Annotated in this window: 20 protein-coding genes and 1 pseudogene; 6 read left to right on the forward strand and 15 right to left on the reverse strand. The window is 71.2% G+C overall.

The annotated features are described in order from the left end of the window. Nucleotides 1–29 precede the first annotated feature (29 nt). The 8 genes and pseudogenes from LI336_RS20495 to LI336_RS06090 form a co-directional block, all read right to left on the reverse strand. Nucleotides 30–3,077: pseudogene (locus LI336_RS20495) on the reverse strand (DUF7286 family protein); the annotation flags it as partial. Continuing rightward, nucleotides 3,065–3,913, reverse strand: a complete 849-nt coding sequence (locus LI336_RS06060) for a DUF7284 family protein (protein WP_227131892.1) — start codon at nucleotides 3,911–3,913, stop codon at nucleotides 3,065–3,067. The pseudogene LI336_RS20495 and the gene LI336_RS06060, both read right to left, overlap by 13 nt. Then, nucleotides 3,910–4,341 carry a DUF7285 family protein gene (locus tag LI336_RS06065; protein ID WP_227131894.1) on the reverse strand — a complete coding sequence of 144 codons (432 nt, stop codon included), beginning with the start codon at nucleotides 4,339–4,341 and terminating at the stop codon, nucleotides 3,910–3,912. Before LI336_RS06065 ends, LI336_RS06060 begins: the two co-directional genes overlap by 4 nt. Further along, complete coding sequence (locus LI336_RS06070) at nucleotides 4,319–4,795, reverse strand: DUF7283 family protein (protein ID WP_227131896.1); 477 nt, start codon at nucleotides 4,793–4,795, stop codon at nucleotides 4,319–4,321. Before LI336_RS06070 ends, LI336_RS06065 begins: the two co-directional genes overlap by 23 nt. A 60-nt stretch (nucleotides 4,796–4,855) precedes the next feature. Beyond that, a complete protein-coding gene (locus LI336_RS06075) occupies nucleotides 4,856–6,634 on the reverse strand; it encodes a type II secretion system protein (protein WP_227131898.1) in 1,779 nt (592 codons plus the stop codon). Then, nucleotides 6,631–8,481, reverse strand: coding sequence for an ATPase, T2SS/T4P/T4SS family (locus LI336_RS06080; RefSeq protein WP_227131900.1), 1,851 nt, complete (start codon nucleotides 8,479–8,481; stop codon nucleotides 6,631–6,633). The genes LI336_RS06075 and LI336_RS06080 overlap by 4 nt, the downstream gene beginning before the upstream one ends. Then, nucleotides 8,385–9,005, reverse strand: coding sequence for a DUF7311 family protein (locus LI336_RS06085; RefSeq protein ID WP_227131902.1), 621 nt, complete (start codon nucleotides 9,003–9,005; stop codon nucleotides 8,385–8,387). The genes LI336_RS06080 and LI336_RS06085 overlap by 97 nt, the downstream gene beginning before the upstream one ends. Then, the gene (locus tag LI336_RS06090; protein ID WP_227131904.1) at nucleotides 9,002–9,628 is read right to left on the reverse strand and encodes a DUF7310 family coiled-coil domain-containing protein; all 627 of its coding nucleotides are present in this window, start codon (nucleotides 9,626–9,628) and stop codon (nucleotides 9,002–9,004) included. The genes LI336_RS06085 and LI336_RS06090 overlap by 4 nt, the downstream gene beginning before the upstream one ends. 130 nt (nucleotides 9,629–9,758) lie before the next feature. On the opposite strand from LI336_RS06090, the gene LI336_RS06095 reads away from it, so the two are divergent. Beyond that, a complete protein-coding gene (locus tag LI336_RS06095) occupies nucleotides 9,759–10,838 on the forward strand; it encodes a tubulin/FtsZ family protein (protein ID WP_227131905.1) in 1,080 nt (359 codons plus the stop codon). Nucleotides 10,839–11,064: 226 nt separating this feature from the next. Here LI336_RS06095 and LI336_RS06100 read toward each other — a convergent pair whose 3' ends face one another. From LI336_RS06100 to LI336_RS06115, 4 genes are all read right to left on the reverse strand, one after another. Further along, nucleotides 11,065–11,526: an SHOCT domain-containing protein gene (locus LI336_RS06100; protein ID WP_227131907.1), complete on the reverse strand. Its 462-nt coding sequence runs from the start codon at nucleotides 11,524–11,526 to the stop codon at nucleotides 11,065–11,067. Between the two features lie 233 nt (nucleotides 11,527–11,759). Next, complete coding sequence (locus LI336_RS06105) at nucleotides 11,760–13,103, reverse strand: alkaline phosphatase family protein (protein WP_227131909.1); 1,344 nt, start codon at nucleotides 13,101–13,103, stop codon at nucleotides 11,760–11,762. Between the two features lie 91 nt (nucleotides 13,104–13,194). Beyond that, nucleotides 13,195–13,344, reverse strand: a complete 150-nt coding sequence (locus LI336_RS06110; RefSeq protein WP_227131911.1) for a hypothetical protein — start codon at nucleotides 13,342–13,344, stop codon at nucleotides 13,195–13,197. A 177-nt stretch (nucleotides 13,345–13,521) separates the two neighbouring features. After that, entirely contained in the window at nucleotides 13,522–14,052 is a 531-nt protein-coding gene (locus tag LI336_RS06115) for an inorganic diphosphatase (protein ID WP_227131913.1), read from the reverse strand. A 322-nt stretch (nucleotides 14,053–14,374) separates the two neighbouring features. Here LI336_RS06115 and LI336_RS06120 point away from each other — a divergent pair, with 322 nt between their 5' ends. Further along, nucleotides 14,375–14,734: a PadR family transcriptional regulator gene (locus LI336_RS06120; protein ID WP_227131914.1), complete on the forward strand. Its 360-nt coding sequence runs from the start codon at nucleotides 14,375–14,377 to the stop codon at nucleotides 14,732–14,734. A 42-nt stretch (nucleotides 14,735–14,776) separates the two neighbouring features. Here LI336_RS06120 and LI336_RS06125 read toward each other — a convergent pair whose 3' ends face one another. Both LI336_RS06125 and rnhA read right to left on the reverse strand, forming a co-directional pair. Next, nucleotides 14,777–15,421, reverse strand: a complete 645-nt coding sequence (locus tag LI336_RS06125; protein WP_227131916.1) for a DUF7108 domain-containing protein — start codon at nucleotides 15,419–15,421, stop codon at nucleotides 14,777–14,779. Further along, complete coding sequence (rnhA, locus tag LI336_RS06130; RefSeq protein ID WP_227131918.1) at nucleotides 15,414–16,010, reverse strand: ribonuclease HI; 597 nt, start codon at nucleotides 16,008–16,010, stop codon at nucleotides 15,414–15,416. Before rnhA ends, LI336_RS06125 begins: the two co-directional genes overlap by 8 nt. Nucleotides 16,011–16,189: 179 nt before the next feature. Here rnhA and LI336_RS06135 point away from each other — a divergent pair, with 179 nt between their 5' ends. The 4 genes from LI336_RS06135 (at nucleotide 16,190) to LI336_RS06150 (ending at nucleotide 20,984) form a co-directional block, all read left to right on the forward strand. Beyond that, nucleotides 16,190–17,152 (forward strand): transcription initiation factor IIB, encoded by a 963-nt coding sequence (locus LI336_RS06135; protein ID WP_166040059.1) that lies wholly within the window; start codon nucleotides 16,190–16,192, stop codon nucleotides 17,150–17,152. A gap of 103 nt (nucleotides 17,153–17,255) precedes the next feature. Next, nucleotides 17,256–19,079: a S9 family peptidase gene (locus tag LI336_RS06140; protein ID WP_227131920.1), complete on the forward strand. Its 1,824-nt coding sequence runs from the start codon at nucleotides 17,256–17,258 to the stop codon at nucleotides 19,077–19,079. Nucleotides 19,080–19,149: 70 nt separating this feature from the next. After that, nucleotides 19,150–20,106, forward strand: coding sequence for an ABC transporter ATP-binding protein (locus LI336_RS06145; protein WP_227131922.1), 957 nt, complete (start codon nucleotides 19,150–19,152; stop codon nucleotides 20,104–20,106). Further along, on the forward strand, nucleotides 20,106–20,984 hold the full coding sequence (locus LI336_RS06150; RefSeq protein ID WP_227131923.1) for an ABC transporter permease: 879 nt from the start codon (nucleotides 20,106–20,108) through the stop codon (nucleotides 20,982–20,984). The genes LI336_RS06145 and LI336_RS06150 overlap by 1 nt, the downstream gene beginning before the upstream one ends. Before the next feature lie 56 nt (nucleotides 20,985–21,040). On the opposite strand, the gene LI336_RS06155 is transcribed toward LI336_RS06150, so the two are convergent. Beyond that, nucleotides 21,041–22,099 (reverse strand): NAD(P)-dependent glycerol-1-phosphate dehydrogenase, encoded by a 1,059-nt coding sequence (locus tag LI336_RS06155; RefSeq protein ID WP_227131926.1) that lies wholly within the window; start codon nucleotides 22,097–22,099, stop codon nucleotides 21,041–21,043. Between the last annotated feature and the right edge of the window lie 85 nt (nucleotides 22,100–22,184).

Below are 22,184 nucleotides of genomic sequence, written 5' to 3' on the forward strand. Positions count from 1 at the left end.
TCGGGGACCGGCGTGGGCCAGCCGGGGGAGTCCTCGAACATGACGAGGTTCCGGTCGCCGAGGCCGCCGCGACCGGGTGGGACGACGACGGCGACGGGGACGGTGGCGCGCGCGGTGACGCGGTCCGCGGCGCCGAGGCGGTCGTCGACGCCGTCGCCGTCGACGTCCACGGCGACCGTGGACCCGTCGCGGACGTACGTCGTCCCGCCGGCGCTGGCCGCGGTGCCGTCGCGAGCGCGGACGGTGAACGTCGGGTACGTCGCGTTCGCGTCCACGACCCAGACGTTCGCGGTCGCGTACCAGTACCCTGGGACGGGTGCGAGCGGGAGGCCGAGGAACGAGGCGTTCGTCGAGTTCAGGGCGCCGCCGACGAACTCGGTCGTTGCGTTCTCGGCGACGCCGCCGGCGCGCGCGTCGAGATAGGAGCGGAGGTCGGCGACGAGGTCGTCGGGCGGGCGGACGGTGCTGCTCGCGCGCGCTCGCCGGAGCGCCGCGGCGACGTGCGTCCGCGTCACGTCCCGGAACTGCGCGTCGACGGCACCGACCCCTGGTGCGTCGATGGCGCGCGCTGCGGTCGCTGCGACGATGGCGGCGGTGGCGCTCTCGTTCACGATGGCGCGACCGCGAGCGGCCGTCGACGGGTACGTCGCGAACGCGTCCGCGACGGCGGCGCTGGCGACGTCCCGTTCGAGCGCGGTGCGAGTGGCGAGCGTCGACGCGACCCGACGCCGGGTGGCGACGACGGACGCGGCGACCGCGTCCCGCACGCGGTTCTCGCGTCCGTCGAGCCGAGCGGTGCGGTCGCTCGCGGGAACGCCCTCGGCGCGCTCGAGTTGACGGACGGCCGCGCGGAGCGTCGTCCCGCCGGCGCCGGGCGCGACCTCGTCGACGACGCGCGAGGCGGCGTCCCCGGACGGGACCGTGAAGACGTTCACGTTCCGCGCGGCGAGCGGATGCACGCTGCTGGCGCGCGCGACCGACGGCACGCGTTCGGCGTCGACCCCGTCGACGACGAGGTACGACGGCGACCCCGTGACGGCGACGTCGACGTCGCCGACGAGGTGGTTCGTGTCGGCGGGTGCGGCCGCGTCGTCGGTGTCGTCGATGGCGCGCTGGACGGCGGCGACGCCGCCGACCGCGCGGTCGGTCACGTCCGCGAGCGTCCGGTCGACGGCGCGTCGGGCACGCGAGAGGACGCGTTCGTCGGCGCGCACCCGGGCTTCGAGGTGCGCTTCGACGCGAGCGAGATACGTTCGTTCGGCGGCGACGGTCGCGAACGCCGCGACCGAGTCGTACTCCGCTCGCGCCGGTGCGAGGTCGCGACGGCGGTCCCGGACGGCGTCGAGGAGGTCGGCGGTCGCGGGCTCGCCGGTGAGTGCACTCTCGCGGTCGACGGTGACGGAGAGGTTCCGGACGTCCTCGCGGAGGGCAGCGACGGCGTCGTAGACGACCGCTCGCGTCAGGTTCGTCGTCCGCCCGCGCGCCGGAACCGTCCGCAGGCCGGGGTCGCCGACGGCAGCACGCCTGGCGATGCGGTCGACGCCGCCGTGGACGGCGAGCGCGCGGTCCGCGTCGCCCGCCACGTCCACGAGGTTCGGGTCGACGTCGGCGCGTTCGTCGAACGCGGACGGGACGGCACCGGCGACCGCCTCGAGGTCGACGCGGTCGCTCGCGTTCGGTCGGTGACTGGCGTGAACGGCGACGCCGACGCGCACGCGACCCTGCGTGACGTCGACGGTCTCTGTCGTCTCGTTCCCGCGCGTCCACGTCGTCCGCGCCGAGCGCGTGACGGTCACCGACCGGGTCGCCGAGCGGACGCGCGTCTCGCCGACGCGCGGCGCCGGGACGGGGCCCGGCCCGGCAGCGACGGCGACGTCCCGGCTCGTGGTCGTCGAGCCAGCGGTCCAGTTCGAGCCTGGCGACGGCGGGGTCGGCGTGGGCGCGGGCTCGACGGTCCGCGTGCTGACGGCCGGCCGGAGCGCGGCGTCGTAGCTCGCGCCGACCACCGCGTCGAGTCCCGGGCCGTCCTCGCCCGCGAGGAACGCGGCGAACGCGTCGTCGGCGGTCGCACCGACGGACACCGAGAGCGCGCTCTCGGGGCCGGCGTCCGGTTCGGGTATCGCCGGGACGTCGGGCGCCGTGTACGCGAACGTTCCACCAGGGTGCTCCCCGAGGACGGCGTCGAGGTAGCGGTCGGCGTTCGCGCCCGGTCGCTTCCACTGCTGGGTGAGGTCGCGGACGCCGACGCGAGCGATGGCGCGCCGGTACGCGCGAGCGCCGGCTGGGTCGACGGTCCCGAACGTCGCCCGCTGGGTCGCGAGCGCCGCGCCGTTCGCGGCGAGCGCGACGTGCCGCGTCGCGAGGACGTTCCCGACCGGCCCGCCGGCGTACTGCGCGCTCCCGCGGAGCCAGGTGAGCGCGTAGAGGCGCGCCGCGAACTGCCGGCCGAACCCGTGGCCGACGACCGCACCCCTGGAGAGACGCCGGTCGTACGCCGCGACGCGGTCGTGGAGTGCGAGCGCGGGCGACGCGAGCGTCACGGTGAACGACCGGTTCTCGCGGCGGACGACGCGGTCGTCGACGCGGACGACGAGCGAGACGTTCCGCACGGCGACCGCGACGGTTGCGTTCGGGCGGTCGGCGAGCGAGACGCGTCGCTTCGCCGCGCGGAGGTCGCTGGGGTCGTCGACGGCGGGCAGCGAGAGCCTCGCGGTGGCGTCACCGACGCGGACGGTCGTCGCGGCGAGCGCTCGTTCGACGCGGACGTAGCTCCGGACGCGGAGCGCGTCCCGGTACGGGCGGGTGTCGTTCAGGACGCGCCCGTAGGGCGTGTCCGCCGGCGAGACGACGGGGTTCGCGGCACCGCGCGCGAGCGCGGTCCCGACCGCCGTCCGGAGCGCGGTGCGGGCACTGGCGGTCGCTCGTTCGGCGGCGACCGCGGCGTCGGGGCGCGCCGGCTCGGGCGCCGGCCGTGAGACGGTGGCGGCGACGCCCGCGGCGGCGACGAGCAGGAGCGCGCCGACGAGCGCGAACGGGACGCGAGCGCGCTCGTCGTCCGCGAGTCTCACGGCGACCACGTCCTGACGGTGACGACGACGGTTCGCGGCCTGGCGGCGGCCGCGGCGGCCGCTGGCGTCTCGTAGCGAGAGCGTACCGCAGCGACGTAGCGGTCGGCGAGAGCGCCCGCGAGAAGTGCGTTCGCTCGCTGGACGCGTCCCCCGGCGAGCGCGCCCGTCGTCTCCACGCCCAGTGCCCGCCCGAGCGTCCGGTACCGCGAGACGACCGTCGACCGCGTCGCCGGGTCGCGGAGCGTCCAGCGCGTCCGCGACGGCGGCAGCACGGTCGCGACCGTCGCGTCCGCCACGGTGCGCGCGAGTCCACGGACGCCATCTTCGGTCACCCCAGATCGAATCTCGCCCGGGGCCGGGCCGGTGCCGACGGGCACGCGGATGCGAGCGACCGAGACGTCCACGTCCCGCGGCACTGCCGGCCCCACCGTCGCCTCCCCCGAGGCTTCACTCCCCGGGAGCGGCGCGTACGACGCCGTGACGTTCACCGACGCATCGACGCCCGCGAGCGCGGTTCGCGTTCGGTTCGCGATCGCGGACTCGAGCCCGCCGGCCGTCTCGGTCGTTCCGGTGGCGTCGACCGCGAAGTCCGCGACCGCGGCGTGCGCGAGCAGCGCTGCGAGCGTCCCGTGGACGCGACGTTCGCCGGGGGCGTCGACCGTGGTGGTCGTCGTCGAGAGGAGTGCGACGGCGCGGTCCGCGGTCCTCGCGTCGTGACCCTCGGGTGGCGGCGAGGTGGCCGCGAGGACACCGACTGCGGCGGAGACGAGCAGGAGACAGCAGACGACGTCGAGCGTCGTGCTCGTCGCGCGCTCGCGCCGTCGGCGACGAGGGCGTTCCGTCATCGCCACACCACGACGCGGAGGCGGCCGGTGACGACGACTCCGGGGGCGACGCGGACGGCGACGGGTCGCGTCGCGCTCGCGGCGTCGGGCGGACTCGCCGGCCCGACGCGCCAGCGGTCGTCGTCGGTCGAGAGCACGAACGCCGCCTCGTAGCCGTCGGGCGCGGTCGAAGAGACGTCCGAGAGGTCGCCGGGGCGGACGACGCCGTCGGTCGCGAGCGCGTCCACGGCGCGCTGGAGCGTCGGCTCCGCGACCCGTGGGTCGGCGCGCTCGGGGAACGCGCCGTAGAGCGAGCTCGCGTAGAGCGCGAGCGCCGCGCCGACGACGACGGTCGCGGCGAGCGCCGGCAGCGCCCCGGTCTGTCCCCGCGACTCGCCCGCCGTCGCGACGGCGGGCGTCGTCGCGCTACGCGAGGACGAGCGTGACACGCACATCACCCCAGTTGACGCGGCGGACGCGCAGCGAGTCGCTCGCCGGCCGCCAGGCGGCATCGCGAGCGTTCCGTCGCGCAGCCGCGGCGGCCGCCGCGAGCGCTCGCGGCGAGTCGAACGCCTCGCCTGGCGGAGCCCCGCGCGCGACCGCGGCGAGCGCCGAATCCGGCGGCGCGGGCGTCACCGGCGCGAACGCGAACGTCGCGTGGGACGCCCCCGCCGACGACCGCAGCGCGAGCGAGTGCGCCGTCACCCGAACCGCGCTCGCTTCGACCGGATGCGTCGCGGTGCCTGCGTACTCGCTCGCGGCGAGCGCGTCCACGGTGTTCGCCGCAGCGGACGCGTCCGGCGGCGGCCGCGTCGGGAGGTCGGCGGCGACACCGACGACGACGAGGCTCGCGGCCGCGAGCCCGAGGAACCAGTACGTCGCTCCGAGGGAGACGTCGAGCATGGCGAGCGTGGCCGCCCTATCCCCCTTCAACCCTCGGCGTTCGACGGTCGAGCGTCGCGGTCAGACGAGCGCGCTCGTGCAGACGACGCCGACGGTGAACGCGCTCGCGGCGGTCGGGAGCGCGGTCGCGAGCTCGCGGCCGACGGCGACGCGGTCCGGGCCGGCTTCGAGGACGACCGCGAGCGCGGCGAGGATGCCGGCGAGCGCGAGGACGTACGCGCCGACGGCGACGCCGAGCGCACCCGGGTCGACGCCCGTGCCCGGTGCGTCGCCGAGGACGGCGTCGGGCGACGCCAGGCCGTCCGCGAGCGCGACCGTCGCCCCGCCGACGAGCGGCCCGAACGCGCGGCCGGTGGAGCGGAGCGTGCTCGTGACCGCCGCGAGGTCGTCGCGGCACGCGCGCTCGACCGCGCCGAGGTCCTCCAGGTGGTCCGCGACGGCGACGACCGCCTTCCCCGCCGGAGCCCCCTGTGCGGCAGCGAGCGAGAGGAGGTCGACGACGGCGCGAGCGCGCTGACTCGGCACGTCCGCGAGCGCGCCGTGCTCGCCGAGGAACGCCTCGCGTGGCCCGACGCCGAGACGCGCTCGGACCCCGATCGCTGACTCGAAGACCGCGCCGGTCTCCCCGCCGACCTCGGCGCCCGCGGCGAGCGCATCCTCCACGGCGTCGCCGTTCGCGACGCGTCGCCCGACCGCGTACGCCGCGTCCACGAGTCCGTCCTCGACGGCGAGCGCGCGCTCGCGGACCGACGCTGCGGCGGCCGTGAGTCGCCCGGCGGCGACCCCGGCGCCGACGCCGACGCCGAGGACGGCGGCGAGCCACGGCGGGACGAGCGCGGCGACGCCCACCAGGAGCGGGACGCCGAACCCGTTCGTGCTCGCGAGCGCGAACGTACCGCCGCCGACGACCGCGCCGGCGAGTGCACCGGTCGCAAACGCGGGCCAGCGTCGCGCCGGGACCGCGGGATGGTCGCGGTCGACCCTGGGCGGCGGGAACGCGACCGGGCGGTTCGCGAGCACCCACGCCGTCGCCGCGAGCAGGACGAGCGGGAGGAGCACGTCGTAGACCGCGACGACCACCGGGAGCGACGCCGGGAGGCCCGCGGCGCCCGCCGCCGGCAGCACCGCGACGAGCGCGAGCGGGAGGAGGACGCCGAACGCGTACAGCGCGTTCACCGGCCCCGAGAGCGCGGTCGTGTACGTTCGGAGACGGTCGCGCGTCCCGTCGAGGACCGCCTGGAACGCGCGGTCGACGCGCCGCCCGCGGTCGCCGTCGGGCGCGTCCGGTGCGCTCGCGAGCAGGTGGCAGGCTCTGCGGAGGCCGGGCGCGTCGTCGGCGTGCGCGTCGGCGAACGCGAGGAGCGCGTCGTCGAGCCGGTCGGTGCGCCGGCAGCGTGCCGCAAGCGCCGTGGCGAGCGCGTCGTCGCTCGCGTCGACCGCGAACGCGACCGCGGGTTCGAGCGCGGGCTCGACGTGCAATCGCAGGGCGAGCCGGGCGACGAGGTCTGGGGCGCGACCGAGCGCACGCCGCCGGTGGAGCGTCGCGAGCACGACGGGGAGTTCGTGGACGCCGTGCGCGACCGCGACCGCAGCCGCGAGCGCCATCGGGACGAGAGCGAGCGACGGGAGCGGCGCGAGCGACCCCACGAGGACGACGACCGCCCCGGTCACCGCGGCCGCACCGTAGCCAGCGCGCACGACCGTCTCGCCCGCGGTCGGGACGCCGAGCGTCGCGAGCGCGCCGCGGAGCTCGGGGCTCGCGGTGACGTCCAGTGGTGCGAGCGCCGCGAGCGCCGCGAGTGTTCGCGGAAACAGGCCCGACTCGGCGTCGGTCGTCACGTCGACCGCCTCGTCGTCGTCCAGACGCCCGGGTCGTGCGCGCCGCCCCGGGCACGCCGTGCGAGCACCTTCTCGCGGTCCGCCAGGCCGTCGCACACGTCATCGTACGACTCCGTCGCGGTGGCGAGCGACGCCACGAGCTCGCTCGCACCCTCTTCGATGCGTCCGGTCGATTCGAGGTCGCCCGCGTCGTCGAGCGCGAACAACGGCTCGAAGGACGCCGACGCGCCGTCGCCGACGACCTCCTCGATGCGCGCGACGCGACGCTGAGCGCGGCCGTCCACGGCGACGCGGCGACACGTCACCACGCAGTCGGTGACCGCGAACGACGACGCGGACACGCCGAGGTCCTCGACGACGCGCTCGCGTATCTCGCGCGCCCCGTCCCCGTGGATGGTGCCGAGCACCGCGTCGCTGCTCGCGCCGACGCGCATCGCCTCGTAGAGCACGCGCGCCTCCTCGCCGCGGACCTCGCCGACGACGAGCGCGCCCTCGCCCAACCTGAGGGCGGTCCGGAGCGCCGCCGCCGCGGTGAGCCCGTCCCCGCGCTCGCTCGTCCGCAACCCCTGGACGTCCCTGTCGTCCGCGCGGAGCGCGTCGACAGGGAGCTCGGGCGTGTCCTCGACGAACACCGCCCGCGTCGTCGGCGCGAACTCGAAGCAGAGCGCGCCAAGGAGCGTCGTCTTCCCGGCGCCGCGAGCGCCCGCGACGAGCGAGGCCGCGGCCCGGCGGGCGGCAAGCGAGAGCAGCGCGGCCGCGTCGCTCGGGAGCGTCCCGTTCGCGACGAGTTCGGGGAGCGTGAACGCGTCAGCGTCCCCGCGCCGGAACGCGAACCCGACGCCCTCGGCGACCGGCTCGCGGACGCCCGCGACGCGGACCGGCGTCCCGCCGATACTGGTCGCGGCGTCCACCGTCGGCGACGCCCGCGAGAACGCCCGCCCGCTCTCCGCGCGGACGCCGGACGCGAACGCGCTCGCCCCGTCGACGGTCACCCGCGCGTTCGTCGGTACCGAGTCCGCGTCCCGCAGGCCGACGTGGAGCGCCGGCCCCTCGTCCGCGCTCGGCGCGTACACGTCCGTCACCGCCGAGTCCGCGAACGCGTCCTCGAGGACGCCGTGCCCGGTCGTCTGCCGGCGGAGTGCGTCCACGACGACGTCGTTCGGGTCGCCGTCGACGACCGCCGCCGCGGCGCGTCGCGGGGCGCGCTCGCTCGCGCCGACGTTACCAGCGGCGAGGCGCTCGTACGCTCGACGGAACGCCTCGCGGCCCGAGCGGTCGAGCGTCGCCCACGGCGGCCGAAGGTGGTAGCGCGGGCGGCCGCGGCCGTCGCGGTACCGGGTCGCCGTCGCACCCGTCGAGAGCGACCGCTCGTCGACGACCGACCACTCCTCGGGCGCGTCGAGTCTGACGCGAGCCGGTGCGACCACCGGCCCCTCGCGGACGATCATCGCGTCGTACGTGCCGAGACCGTCCGCAGCGACGAGGAGCCCGGATTCCGCCGCCCACGCCGACACCGGCGGGGAGCGAGCGCGAGCCTGCCGTGCTGCCGCGAGCGGGTCGCGGCGCGCGGTCGACGCGAGCGGGTCGTCCCGGCCGGCGACGCGCGCGGCGAACGCACCCGCCGTGGCGAACAGCGCACACGCGCCGTCGCCGTACCGACGCTCGAACCCGCGCGCTCGCACCGCCACCGACTCGACCGCTCGGTCGCGGCAGGCGTCGACGACCGTCGCACGACACCCCGGCGCAGTCGTCAGGTCACCGTCGTCGTCGCACTCGCTCGCGTCGACGCGGAGCGCATCCCCCTCGACGCTCGTCGCACACCCGCACTCGCCGCCACGTTCGAACATGCCGACGCTGGCCGCGTCCCGTCGTTTAGACCCTCGCCCGCAGCCCGCCGGGTATCGTCGACCGCGCTGTCGGTCGGCGCTCCGAGCGCAGCGACGCGGACGCCACACGCCGTCGCCGTCACGACGACGCGGTGCGTGCCCGGCGACTCGAACACCAGGGCGTCGCGTCGTCGCTCCCCGTGGGCATCGCCGTCACCGCGGCCGCTACCGGCCGGGCGGACCTCGGCGGGGAGTCGACGTCCGCCACGACGTCCCGACGCCAGCCGATAGCGGACCGCGCGCGGCGTCACGCGAACGGCGGCGACGCGCGCCGTGCCAGCGGCCGCATCGGGGAGCGAGAGCGCGACCACGCGACGCGACCCTCGCGGCGCGGCCGCCATCGCAGCGACCGCCGCACCCAGCCGATCCGCGTCCGCCTCCACCGCCGAGACGGCAGCGTGTTCGCGAGCGGCCTGCATCCCGGGCGCGGCCACCGCGAGGACCGCCACCGCGAGCGCGACCGCGACGACCACGCGAACCGTCACAGCGCGTCCCGGAGGCGCGCCACCAGCCCGGGCTGCTCGGGGTCGTCGTCCGCGTCCGGCTCGCCGTACGGTGCCCGCGGCGACGACGGCGGCCACGGCACGTCCCCGCCCGACTCACCACCAGCACCCCCCGCGTTCCCGTCCCCGACCCTGGACCCATCGCCATCGACCGCCCGTCCGTCGCGTCGCCCGGGCGACCCACCGCGCTCGCCCTCGACCACCGCAGGCCGGTCACCCGACGCCCTTGCACGCGAACCCCGGTCACCCGACGCCCCCGCACGCGAACCCCGGCCACCACGACCTCCCACACCAGTCGACCCATCGACCTCGCGTTCCAGCGCCGCGACGCGCTCCCGGCAGTCCTCCGCCGTCGCCACCGCCGCATCGGCGCGCTCCTCCACGCGGTCGTTCACCGCCCGCACACTCCCCGCGTACCCTCTGAGCGCCTGTACCGCCGCCTCCAGTTCCGCCACCCGATCCGCGAGCGCCGCCACCTCCGCGTCCGACGGCGCCCCGTCACCGGCCTCGCCGGACGCCTGACCGCTCGCTCCATCGTCCTCACTCGACTCGTCAACGAGCGCGTCGTCGACCGCCGCGAGCCGGTCCGCGAAATCACCTGCCATACCCCCACGTCGCCGCCCCCTCCCCTATCAACTCTCGGCCGCCCGAACCGACCCACGACCCGCAGCGAACCTACAATTCCCCCTTGAGTATGGGGAAGGTCTTTGTGCACGCCACGGCAACCAGCGTCGTATGAAAGTGGTCCTTATCGGCGTCGGGCAAGCGGGTGGAAAGCTCACCCAGCGCCTGGCCGAGTTCGACCAAGAGATGGGCTTCGGCGCCGTCAAAGGCGCACTCGCCGTCAACACCGCCGAAGCCGACCTCCGGAACCTCGACATCGAGACGCAACTCGTCGGCCAGGACCGCGTGAACGGCCACGGCGTCGGCGGCGACAACGAACTCGGCGCCGAAGTCATGCAAGCCGACGCCATCGAGGTCATGGACGCCCTCGACGGGAAGATCACCGCCGAAGCCGAAGCCATCTTCGTCGTCGCCGGCCTCGGCGGCGGCACCGGCTCGGGTGGCGCACCCGTCCTCGCGAAGGAACTCCAGCGCGTGTACAGCGTCCCCGTCTACGGCCTCGGCATCCTCCCCGGCCGGGGCGAAGGCGCCATGTACCAAGCCAACGCCGGCCGCAGCCTCAAGACGCTCGTCCGCGAAGCCGACGCCACCCTCCTCGTCGACAACGACGCCTGGCACGACGCCGGCGAAAGCGTCGAAGAAGCCTTCGCCAGCATCAACCAGAACATCGCTCAACGCGTCGGCCTCCTCTTCGCCAGCGGCGAGAACATCGACGGCGTCGCCGAGAGCGTCGTCGACTCCTCCGAGATCATCAACACCCTCCGCGAAGGCGGCATCGCGTGCCTCGGCTACGCAAGCGCCCTCGGCGGCGACACCGCCGAGGACAACATCAACGCCGTCACCACCATCACCCGGAACGCCCTCCTCACCGGCACCAGCCTCCCCGACGCCACCACCGCCGACAGCGCCCTCCTCATCATCGCCGGCGAACCCGACCTCATCCCACGCAAAGGCGTCGAGAAAGCGCGGAAGTGGGTCGAGGACGAAACCGGCAGCCTCCAGGTCCGCGGCGGCGACTTCCCACTCGAAAGCGACCGCCTCGCCGCCCTCGTCCTCCTGGGTGGCGTCGAACGCAGCCGCCGCGTCGACGAATTCATGGAACGCGCCAAAGAAGCCCGCGAACGCCAACAACGAGACGAGGTCGACCACACCGAAGCCTTCCAGAACGACGAGCTCGACGACCTCTTCTAGGAGCCACCTTTTCACCGACCGCCTTTTTCTGGGGGAGCGTGGCCTCGCGGTACTCGGCTACCCCCGTCTGCTCACGGGCGCGAAGCGCCCGTCCGCACGGTCAGCGGGACCGAAGGTCCCGCTATACTTGGAGGAACCTGGGCGAAGCACTGCCCGAGCGCTCGCCCGGCTCGCGCTCGGTAGGGTGCGCTGGTGACGACCGCAACCGTACCGCGACCGCGTCACGTCACTCGTATTCGCGTTCGTACTCGCGATCCGGGTCGGTCATCGTCGCGTCGTCGCGTTCGCGGTCGCGTCGAGAGCGTTCGACGGTGTCGCGCGCGTCCTCGAGCGTCTCCGTCTCGAGGAGGCGTTCGAGTTTCCGCTCGAACTGCTCCTCGGAGAGTTCGCCTTGCGCGTAGCGTTCGCGGAGCGTCTCCATCGCGTCGCGCTTCGACGCTGGTGCGTCCTCGACCCGCCCCCGTCCCCCGAGGGCCTCGTCCATCCGACGGTCCGTCTCCTCGTGCACGTCCTCGCTCTCGTCGTCCTCCCCCGTCAAAAGCGAGACGAGCGGGACCACGACGCCGTACCCGATGACGAACCCGAGCCACCAGTTGTCGACGTTCAGGAACAACGCTCCGAACGTCACCCCGAGGACCAACAGCGACGCGATCTCCGTGTATCGCCCACCGCCCGAAACGTCGACCATACCACGCGTTTCGGTAGCTCTCGCGAAAAGGATTACCGTCCCACCACCCCAGACCCACGTCACGACCCCTGGCGACGCGCTCTCGACAACCGGCGTGGCGCGCGCTGGGGCAGGCGCGCGAGCGACGCGAGCGCTCGGGCAGTTTCCCGGCCCCGTTTTTCCAAGGAGCGGTGCGCGAACGCAATGAGCGCATCCGACGTCGGAAAAAGGTGGCAGGGAAGAAGGTAGCCGAATTAGACGAGGCTCGCGCCGTCGAATTCGGTGCGGTCGTAGTCGATCTCCATCAGTTCGAGGATGGTCGGGGAGATGTCGTAGAGGTCGGTGTCGCCGATGTTCGCGTCCGGGTCGTCGACGAACAGGCTCGCGTTCTCGAAGCTATGCATGCCGTTGCGGGGGCCGGTCCCGAAGACGTCGTCGTGGCCTTTGAATCCGGCTTTGAGGTCGAAGCCGTGGTTCGGGATGACGACGAGGTCCGGTGCGATGTCCTCGTGGTCGCCGCGGAACGCTTCTTCCTTCTTGACGACGCGCTGCGCGACCTTCTTCCCGTCCGGTCCCTCAAGCGCTTCGAGTTCCGCTTTCAGTTCGTCGCGGACGTCCTCGTAGTCGTCCTGCGGGACGCTCCCGCGCGGCTCTCGGCCTTCGAGGTTCACGTAGAACCGACCCGGGATGAGCGAGTACGCCTTCGTGTCGTCGGCGATGTCACCGAGCTCCTCGTGGTCGTCGTCCTGGTACGACAACCAGCCCGTCTCCTCGAGCCACGCGTTCAGGTGCACCTCGTAATCCTGACTCGTGAACCCGTGGTCGGACGCGACGAGCATCGTCACGTCCTCGGGCAGTTGCTCGCGGAGCTTCCCGAGGTACTCGTCGACCTTGCTGTAGAACTCGAGGAACAACTCCTTGTTCTCGGTCCCTTGCTCGTAGTCCTTGAACAGGAAGTGGTTCACGCGGTCGGTCGTCATGAACACGCCGAACAGCAGGTCCCAGTCGTCCTGCTCGACGTAGTGACTGAACGCCTCGTAGCGCGCATCCACCGTCGCGTGGGCGTTCTCCATGAACTCGGTCTTGTCCTCCTTGTGCCCGAGCTTCGCGTTCGCGTCGATCTTGTAGTCGATGCTCTCGAGGAAGTCCCGCAGTTCGTCGGGGTACGCGGCCTTGTCGATACTCGGGGAGAGGAACCCGCTGACCATCCGCTGGACGTCGCGTTGCGGCGGGAACGTCACGGGGACGTTCATCACGGTCGCGTCCCGTCCGTCGTCGCTCACGCGGTCCCAGACGCGGTCCACCTGGACGTCGCGCCCCATCGGAACGTACGTGTCGTACGACCCGACTTCGCGGTCCTGGAACCCGTAGACCCCCGTCTCGCCGGGGTTCCGGCCCGTGGTGAGTGCCGGCCAGCACGCGCTCGACTCCGGCGGGACGATGGAGTCGATAGCGCCGGCGCTTCCCTCGTTCGCGAGCTCGTTCAGGTTCGGGAAGACGTCGGGGTTGTCACGGATGAGACTGTACGGTACCCCGTCGATTCCGAAGAAGGCGACGCGGGGTGCGTCGTCGCCGCGAAGCCGGTCGAAGAGACCCATACCCGCCAGTTACAGGGTGGGATACAAGAACTTTCTTTTAGCACGGGATGTCGCATCGGCCGGGACGTGGGTCGGGCGTGCGTCGTCGCGGTCAGTCGTCGCGACCGAAGTTCGTCGGGACGACGGTCGTGTGCGCGATACCGACGCCGGGGCGTTCCGGGGCGGGGTCGCGGTCGTCGTCCGGGGCGGCGTCCGACTCGGCGTCGTCCGGGTCGATGGTCGGGTGACGTGCGGTGGCCATGACGGTTACGAGTACGGCCCACCACCACATATTATTACTCATGCTCATAACGCATGGGTTCGGGCGGGACGCATAACCAGGACGAATCACGGCGCGAAGCGACCGCCGGCCGCGCACCAGTCCGGACGCATCGACCGCGGAGAACAGCGAGAGAAACGAGCGGAACCGCGTCCGGCGTCAGAAGTTCTCTTCGTACAGGTCCATCGCGTGCTCGATGGCGTCCTTCGCCGCGGCCTTGTCCTCCCACCCGAGGGTCTCGACCTCCTTGCCCTCCTCGAGGTTCTTGTACGTCGCGAAGAACTCGTCGATCTCGTCGAGCTGCTGCTGGGGGATGTCCTCCAGGTCCTCGATGTGGTCGTAGCGCGGGTCCTCGGTCGGGACCGCGATGACCTTGTCGTCCTGCTCGCCGTCGTCGTCCATCTTCATGAGCGCGACGGGACGGGCCTCGATGATGCACCCGGGGAACGTCTGATCCTCGACGAGCACGAGCACGTCGAAGGGGTCCTCGTCGTCGTAGTACGACTGCGGGATGAACCCGTAGTCGCTCGGGTAGTGCACGTTCGAGTGAAGGACGCGGTCGAGGACGACGCCGGGGACGTCCTTGTCGTACTCGTACTTGTTCCGCTCGCCCTTGAGGCACTCCACGACTGCGTAGATCTCCTCGGGCGGGTTCGGGCCCGTCTCGAGGTCTTCCCAGAGGTTCGTCATTGCAGGCCGTGACTGCGAGAGAGAACGAAATAGGCCCTTCGGTTCGTTCGCACGACGGCGCACTGGTTCCCGCCCGACGCCGAACCCTCTGGAAGCACACACGTCAGTTCGTATGTACGAGGGCGAGTCGGCAACTGAGAAGGAGTCGAGAGGGCATGAATATGAAAGTCCAATCTGTCGGTCAGCAACTCGATAGCCATCGGCGATTACTGGCACCAACGCACCGATTAGGAGCCGTTTTCGCCCGACAGAGGCCCGAAGCGGACGGCCGAGCTTCGAACAGTTGAGAACTGTTAAATAGCTTGATGACATTTACCTAGGCATGTCAGAGGCGCAATCCGTGACCGGCAAACAGGGCATCGCACGCGAACTTACCGCATTCCAGCACAACATCCTCGTCATCCTCGGGAAGGAACCGATGTACGGGCTCGCCATCAAGCGAGAACTCGAGGACTACTACGGGACCGAGGTCAATCACGGCCGCCTGTACCCGAACCTCGACGAACTCGTCGGCATGGGCCTCGTCGAGAAGTCCGAGCTCGACAAGCGCACGAACCAGTACGAGCTCACCGACGACGGCTACGCCGCCGTCATGGACCAGATCGAGTGGTCGCTCTCGAAGCTCGTCACCGACGACGAGCGCGCCGAGGAGCTCCGCGACCTCGTCGACGAACAGCAGTAAGGGTTCGCAGGCGACTGACAGGCACCTCGACCGCGCGAGCGGTCACCAATCGGGCACTCGTTCTTTCGCAACGTCGAACGCGTAGCGGACGCTCTCGCGGAGCACCGTGCTCTGGTCGTCGTCGAGCCACGCGTTCCGCGGGACGTACTCGGTCTCGAACTCGCGGAGTTCGGTCGCGGTCAGGTCCTCGATGGGTTTCGCGTAGTGGTTCCCCGCGAAGTCGGCGAGCACGGTCGCGTTCGTCCCGTGCACCTCGCCGTGGTTCTCGCGGACCGATTCGACGAGCGCGCGGTTGTGGTCGTCGACGTCCTGCCACTCGTCGGGGTCGCTCGCACCCGACAGTGAGACCTCGACCGCGCGGTCGGTGTCCTCGATGCGGTCGGGCCGGATGGTGCCGTCGTCGAGCCACTCCTCGGGGTGGAGGACGAGCGTCTCGCCCGCGTCGTCCTCGCGGACCCGCGCGGTGAATCCGTGTTCGGCGAGCGTCTCCTCGCGGTCCGTGCGGTACGCTGCGGCCTCGTCTTCGTCGACCGCCTCGCGCGCGAGACGCGTCAGGCGGTCCGCGTGGTCGACGACCCTGCCAGGGAGCTCTCCGGCGCTGGCCGCCGTCGTCGGGTCCTCGCGTGGCGCGTCGTCGGCTGCACCCTCCTCGTGTCCGTCTCGGACGGGGTTTGCGTCTTCAGGCATTGTCGAGTGCGTCGTTCGCTAGTTCGTCGGCGCGGTCGTTTATCTCCCGCGGAACGTGCGATATCGTCCAGTCGTCGAACGCGCGGAGGAGTTCGTGAACGCGGACGCGGTACTCGCGGAGGTCGGGGTCGTTGACGCCGTACTCGCCGGTCACCTGCTTCACGATGAGTTCGGAGTCGCCGCGTACCTGGACCTCGTCGTACCCGTAGTCGCGCGCGGCCTCGAGGACGGCGACGAGCGCCTCGTACTCGGCCTGGTTGTTCGTCTTCCGCCCGATGGTGTCGCCGCCTTCGGCGACGATGCCGCCGTCTGTGACGATGACCCACCCGACGCTCGCTGGACCGGGGTTTCCGCGGCACGCCCCGTCGAAGTACAGGTGCGCGCGGCCGCCACTGTCGTCGCGGACGACGGCTTCGATGTCCCGCGGGTTCGCGCCCTGCACGACGAGTTTGTCGTCGTACGCGACGGCGGTGGCGTCGCCGTGGTGCGCACGGTAGTGTTCGTGCTCGGTGTTCCCCTCCTCGATGGTCGCTCCGGCGTCGGCGAGCGCCTCGCGGGCGGCGTCGACGTCGCACTCGATGACCGGCATTGACCCTTGGTCACCCGTTCTGAGTGATAACGGTTCTGATTCCGTTCCAGTGTCAATTGAATTAAAATCGACGCCGTCTTTCGATTCGACCGATTCCACCGGCGGATTCTGACCTCGCAGCACGGGTCAGATACCGGCCGAAGTTTTAAGTTACCTGGAACTACTACTATAAAAGTGCGATGACACGGTCCACCCGCCAGCGGGAGCGAGACCTCGAGGCCGACGAGTCGGAGGAGCAGGAAGGGGTTCGGGAGTGCCCCGAGTGCGAATCCGACAACCTGGTCAAGAGTTCGGACAGGGGAGAACTCGTCTGCGACGACTGCGGGCTCGTCGTCGAGGAGGAGCAGATCGACCCCGGTCCGGAGTGGCGCGCGTTCAACCATCAGGAGCGACAGGAGAAGTCCAGGGTCGGCGCCCCGACAACGCAGACGATGCACGACAAGGGGCTCACGACCACCATCGACTGGAAGGACAAGGACGCCTACGGGCGTTCGATATCGTCGAAGAAACGCAGCCAGATGCATCGGCTGCGCAAGTGGCAGGAGCGCATCCGCACGAAGGACGCGGGGGAACGCAACCTCCAGTTCGCGCTCAGCGAGATCGACCGGATGGCGAGCGCGCTCGGCGTCCCACGGTCGGTCCGGGAGGTCGCCTCCGTCATCTATCGACGCGCACTCAAGGAGGACCTCATCCGCGGGCGCTCCATCGAGGGCGTCGCCACCTCGGCGCTCTACGCCGCCTGCCGGAAGGAGGGGATTCCACGAAGTCTCGAGGAGATCAGCGAGGTATCGCGCGTCGAACGCAAGGAGATCGGTCGGACGTACCGCTACATCAGCCAGGAACTCGGCCTGGAGATGAAGCCCGTCGACCCGAAGAAGTACGTCCCGCGGTTCTGCTCGGAGCTCGAACTCTCCGAGGAGGTGCAGACGAAGGCCAACGAGATAATCGAGACGACCGCCGAGAAGGGCCTGCTCTCGGGGAAGTCCCCGACCGGCTACGCCGCCGCCGCCATCTACGCCGCGAGCCTGCTCTGCAACGAGAAGAAGACCCAGCGCGAGGTCGCCGACGTCGCGCAGGTCACCGAGGTCACCATCCGGAACCGCTACCAGGAGCAGATCGAAGCGATGGGCATCCACAGCTAGCCCGGCTCCCGCGACCCGGCCGCTTCTTTCGTAGTCTCCTCCCGCGAGCGACCGCGATTCCGTGACCCAACGCCTTAGGGTCCCGCGCCGTGGACGTGATGGCATGTCGTACGATATCGAGCGGTATCTGAACGTGCGGTCGGCGAGCGGGGCGTCGTTCGGGCCCGAGGGCGACCGGCTGTCGTTCATGATGGACACGACGGGAACGTCGCAGGTGTGGACGGTCGACGAGCCGGGTTCGTGGCCGGTTCAGCGGACGTTCTACGAGGAGCGCGTGACGTTCGCGTCCTGGTCGCCCGAGCACGACGAGCTGGCGTTCGGGATGGACGAGGGCGGGAACGAGCGCGCGCAGCTGTATCGACTCAGCGGGGACGGGAGCGAGGTCGTGAACCTCACGGGGCGGCCGGACGCGAAGCACCGCTGGGGCGGGTGGAGTCACGACGGCGAGCGGTTCGCGTTCACGTCGAACCGCCGCGACGAGAGCGTCTTCGACGTGTACGTGCAGGGCCGCGACGAGACGGGGAACGACGCCGAGCTCGTCCACGAGGGCTCCGGCTGGTTGACGCCCGCGGGGTGGTCGCCGAGCGACGACCGCCTGCTCGTCCACGAGGCGTACTCGAACGTCGACCAGGACGTGTACGTGCTGGACCTCGAGACGGGCGAGTTCGAGTGTATCACGCCCCACGACGACGAGATCCGGTTTCACAGCCCGTCGTTCGGGCCGGAGGACGACGCGGTGTACTGCTGTACTGGCGACGGGAGCGACACGCTGTACCTCGCGCGCATCGACCTCGAGACGCTGGAGCGCGAGGTCGTCGAGGACGGCGGCGAGTGGAACGTCGACGGCGTGAGCATCGACCACGAGTCCGGGCGGTTCGCGTTCTCGCGGAACGTCGACGGCTACACGGACCTCACGGTCGCGGAGTTCACGGGCGAGACCGAGTACGACGCGTTCCCGAGCCCGGACCTCCCCGGCGGCATCGCCGGCGGGGTCTCGTGGGGGCCGGACGCGGACCGGTACGCGATCACGGCGACGGGCGCGGCCGTGAACACGAACGTGTACGTCGTCGAGACGGAGACGGGCGACACCGAGCGGTGGACGTACGCGGCGACCGCGGGCATCCCCGAGGACTCCTTCAGGGAGCCCGAGCTCGTGCACGTCGAGAGCTTCGACGGCGTCGACGTCCCGGGGTTCCTGACGCTCCCCGAGGACGCCGCGGACGGTGAGGGCGCGGCCGGCGACGGCGACACGCCGGTCGTCGTGAGCATCCACGGTGGCCCGGAGAGCCAGCGACGGCCGTCGTTCAACCCCGTGAAGCAGTACTTCCTGAACCGCGGGTACGCGTACTTCGAGCCGAACGTCCGCGGGTCGACGGGGTACGGCGAGACCTACACCAGGTTGGACGACGTCGAGAAGCGGATGGATTCGGTCGCGGACGTGAAGGCGTGCGTCGAGTGGCTCCACGACCACCCCGCGGTCGACCCGGACCGCATCGCGTGCATGGGCGGGTCCTACGGCGGGTTCATGGTGCTCGCGTGCATGACCGAGTACCCCGACCTGTGGGCGGCCGGCGTGGACGTCGTCGGCATCGCGAACTTCGTATCCTTCCTCGAGAACACCGGCGAGTGGCGTCGGAAGCTCCGCGAGGCCGAGTACGGGAGCCTCGAGCACGACCGCGAGTTCCTGGAGTCCATCAGCCCCATCAACAACGTCGAGAAGATAGCGGCGCCGTTGTTCGTCCTGCACGGCGAGAACGACCCGCGCGTCCCCGTCGGCGAGGCCGAGCAGATCGTCGAGGAGGCACGCGAGCAGGGCGTCCCCGTCCGGAAGCTCGTCTTCGACGACGAAGGCCACGGGTTCAGCAAGCTCGAGAACCGCGTGGAGGCGTACTCGGCGGTCGCCGAGTTCCTCGACGAGCACGTCTGACCGGCGCGCGCGGCGGGTCTCGGCGAGACGAGTGAGAAAACTTACAGCACGCGGCTGTCGTTGGCGACGTATGGCCCCCGCCATACGAACAGAGAACCTGACGAAGCGGTTCGGCGACCTCACGGCCGTCGACGCGCTCGACCTCCACGTCGAGGAAGGCGAGATATTCGGGTTCCTCGGCCCGAACGGCGCCGGGAAGTCGACGACCATCAACGTCCTCCTCGACTTCCTCCGGCCGACGGAAGGGCGCGCGGAGGTCCTCGGGTACGACACGCACCGCGACCCCATCGCCATCCGGCAACGCACGGGCGTCCTCCCCGAGGGCTTCTCCGTGTACGACCGCCTGACCGCGATGGAGCACGTCGAGTACGCCATCGAGACGAAGGACGCAACCGACGCGCCTCGCGACCTCCTCTCTCGCGTCCACCTCCAGGAGGAGGCGTGGGAGCGCCGCGCTGGCGAGTTCTCGAAGGGAATGACCCAGCGGCTCGCGCTCGCGATGGCGCTCGTCGACGACCCGGACCTCCTCGTGCTCGACGAGCCCTCGTCGGGCCTGGACCCGACGGGTATCCAGGAGATGCGCGACATCATCCGAGAGGAGGCCGAGCGCGGCACGACCGTGTTCTTCTCCAGTCACCAGCTCCCGCAGGTCGAGGCGGTCTGCGACCGCGTCGGCATCATGCGCGAGGGCTCGATGGCCGCGGTCGACACCATCGACAACCTCCGGGACGACGTCGGCGGTGCGACCACCATCGAACTCGAGGTCGACCCGATGCCGGCCGTGGACGCGCTCGACCTCACCGCGGTCGACGGCGTCGAGCACGCGACCGGCCGCGGTGACGCCATCGAGGTGACGTGTAGCGACCCGCGAGCGAAGGTCGACGTCGTGAAGCACGTCGACGCGGAGACGACCGTCACGGACATCGTGAGCGACGAGACGGACCTCGAGGAGTTGTTCAACCAGTACACGTCCGGCGACGGCGTGGACCGCAGCGACCGCGAGCAGGAGGCGGAGGTGAGCGCCTGATGGAGAACCTCACCGCGATCGCGCGCCGGGACTTCCTCGACGCGCGCCGGTCGAAGCTCGTCTGGGGCGTGTTCAGTCTCTACGGCATCATCGCGCTCCTCATCTTCGTCGGCCCGACGCTCGTCTCCGAGACCGTCAACTCGTTCGGTATCATCAGTATCGTCTCCTCGGTCGGCCTGTTCCTCCTGCCGTTCATCGCGCTCGTCGCCGGCTACCTCGCCATCGCCGGTGAGCGCGAGAGCGGTACCGTCAACTTCCTCCTCGGGCTCCCGAACACGCGCAAGGAGGTCGTGCTCGCGAAGTTCCTCTCGCGCGGCGGGTTGATGCTCGCCGCGACGATGCTCGTGTTCGTCATCGGCGTCGTCGTCGCCGCCACCCAGTACTCCGACCCCCAACTTGCGCTGTTCGCGCCGACGCTCGCGTTCACCGCGCTCCTCGTGCTCGTGATGGTCTCGGTCGCGGTCGGTATCTCCGCGATGACGAGGTCGCGGTCGAGCGCGATGGCTGGCGCCGTCGGGTTCTACTTCGTCACCATCCCGTTCAACCTCATCCCCTCCATCTCCATCCCGGGCCTCATCCGGTACGTCACGAACGACCTCCTCGGGATGGCGCTGGAGGGAGACATCTTCCAGTTCATCCAGGCCGCGATCTCGCCAGCGATGGCGTACCAGCAGGGCCTCCAGGTCGTGACCCAGCGCATGTACCTGAACCAGTACGCGACCGACCTCCGTGCGGAGGCGAAGACGAGCGCGCTGGAGCGGATCAACGACCAGGCGTGGTACCTCGCGCCCGAGGTCATGGTCGCCAGCCTGCTCGTCTGGCTCGTCGTCCCGCTCGCCGTCGGCTACTGGCGGTTCAAGGACGCGGAACTCGGGTAGGCAGTCGAGAATCGGACGCCTCGACCGCTCTCCCTCCTCCCTCGTCGCGAGCGCGCTCAGATGACGCCGGTCTTCCGCGCGACCTCGCGCGCCGCGTCCTCGTTCATGCCGTCGCCGAGTATCGTGTAGCGGTCGCGGATGGCGTGGCACGTCGTGAGCGACTCGATGACGACGTCGGGGTCGATGCCGAGTTCGTCGGCGGTCGTGGGCGCGTCGATGGCCGCGAGCGCGTCGCGGATGTCCCGCCAGATGCCGCGGTCGCCGCCGTGGAGGTACGCGGTCATGATGGAGCCGACGCCGACCTGGTGCCCGTGGAGTGCCGCGTTCGGCGTGAGTCGGTCGAGCTGGTGACTGAACAGGTGCTCGGCGCCGGACGCGGGCCGCGACGACCCGGCGATACTCATCGCGACGCCCGAGGACATCAGCGCCTTCGTGACGACCCACGCCGACTCCTCGAGGCCGGGGCGGACCATGCTGGCGTTGTCGACGAGGATCTCCGCGGTCATCTCCGAGAGCGCGGCGGCGTACTCGCTGTACTCGACGTCCTGGAGGCGGTTCGCGAGCCGCCAGTCCATCACGGCGGTGTAGTTCGAGATGATGTCCGCACAGCCCGCGGTCGTGAGCTCCCACGGCGCGTCCGCGAGGATGCCGGTGTCGGCGACGACCGCGAGCGGCGGGTCCGCTGCGACCGAATGGCGCGTGTCGCCCTCGGGGATCGAGGAGCGCCCGGAGACGATACCGTCGTGGCTCGCCGCCGTCGGCACGCTCACGAAGCCCTTGTCGCAGTGGTCGCTCGCCATCTTCGCGATGTCGATCGGTTTCCCGCCGCCGACGCCGACGACGTACCCGATGTCGTCGTTCCCCGCGGCTTCGGCGACCGCCTCGACGGTCTCGAAGCGCGCCTTCTCGACGGTGACGACCTCCGGGTCGATGCCGCGTTCCTCGTACTGCGCGACGATGGGCGCGGCGGCGACCTCGCGCGGCGTCGGGCTCGTGACGATGAGCGGTCGCCCAGTCAGGTGGATGTCATCGACGACCTCGACGGTCTGGGAGAGCACGTCGTGACCGACGACGACGTTCCGCGGGAGTCGAATCCACGTCGACTTGTCGAACATACCCGCATCGTCGCCCTTAGCGCGGAGAAACCTTTCGCCTCGACGCGTCCCGCAGGGACGACGCCAGTCGGATAGCAACGGGTAC

The organism is Halorubellus salinus (assembly GCF_020567525.1).
Lineage (GTDB): Archaea > Halobacteriota > Halobacteria > Halobacteriales > Natrialbaceae > Halorubellus > Halorubellus salinus.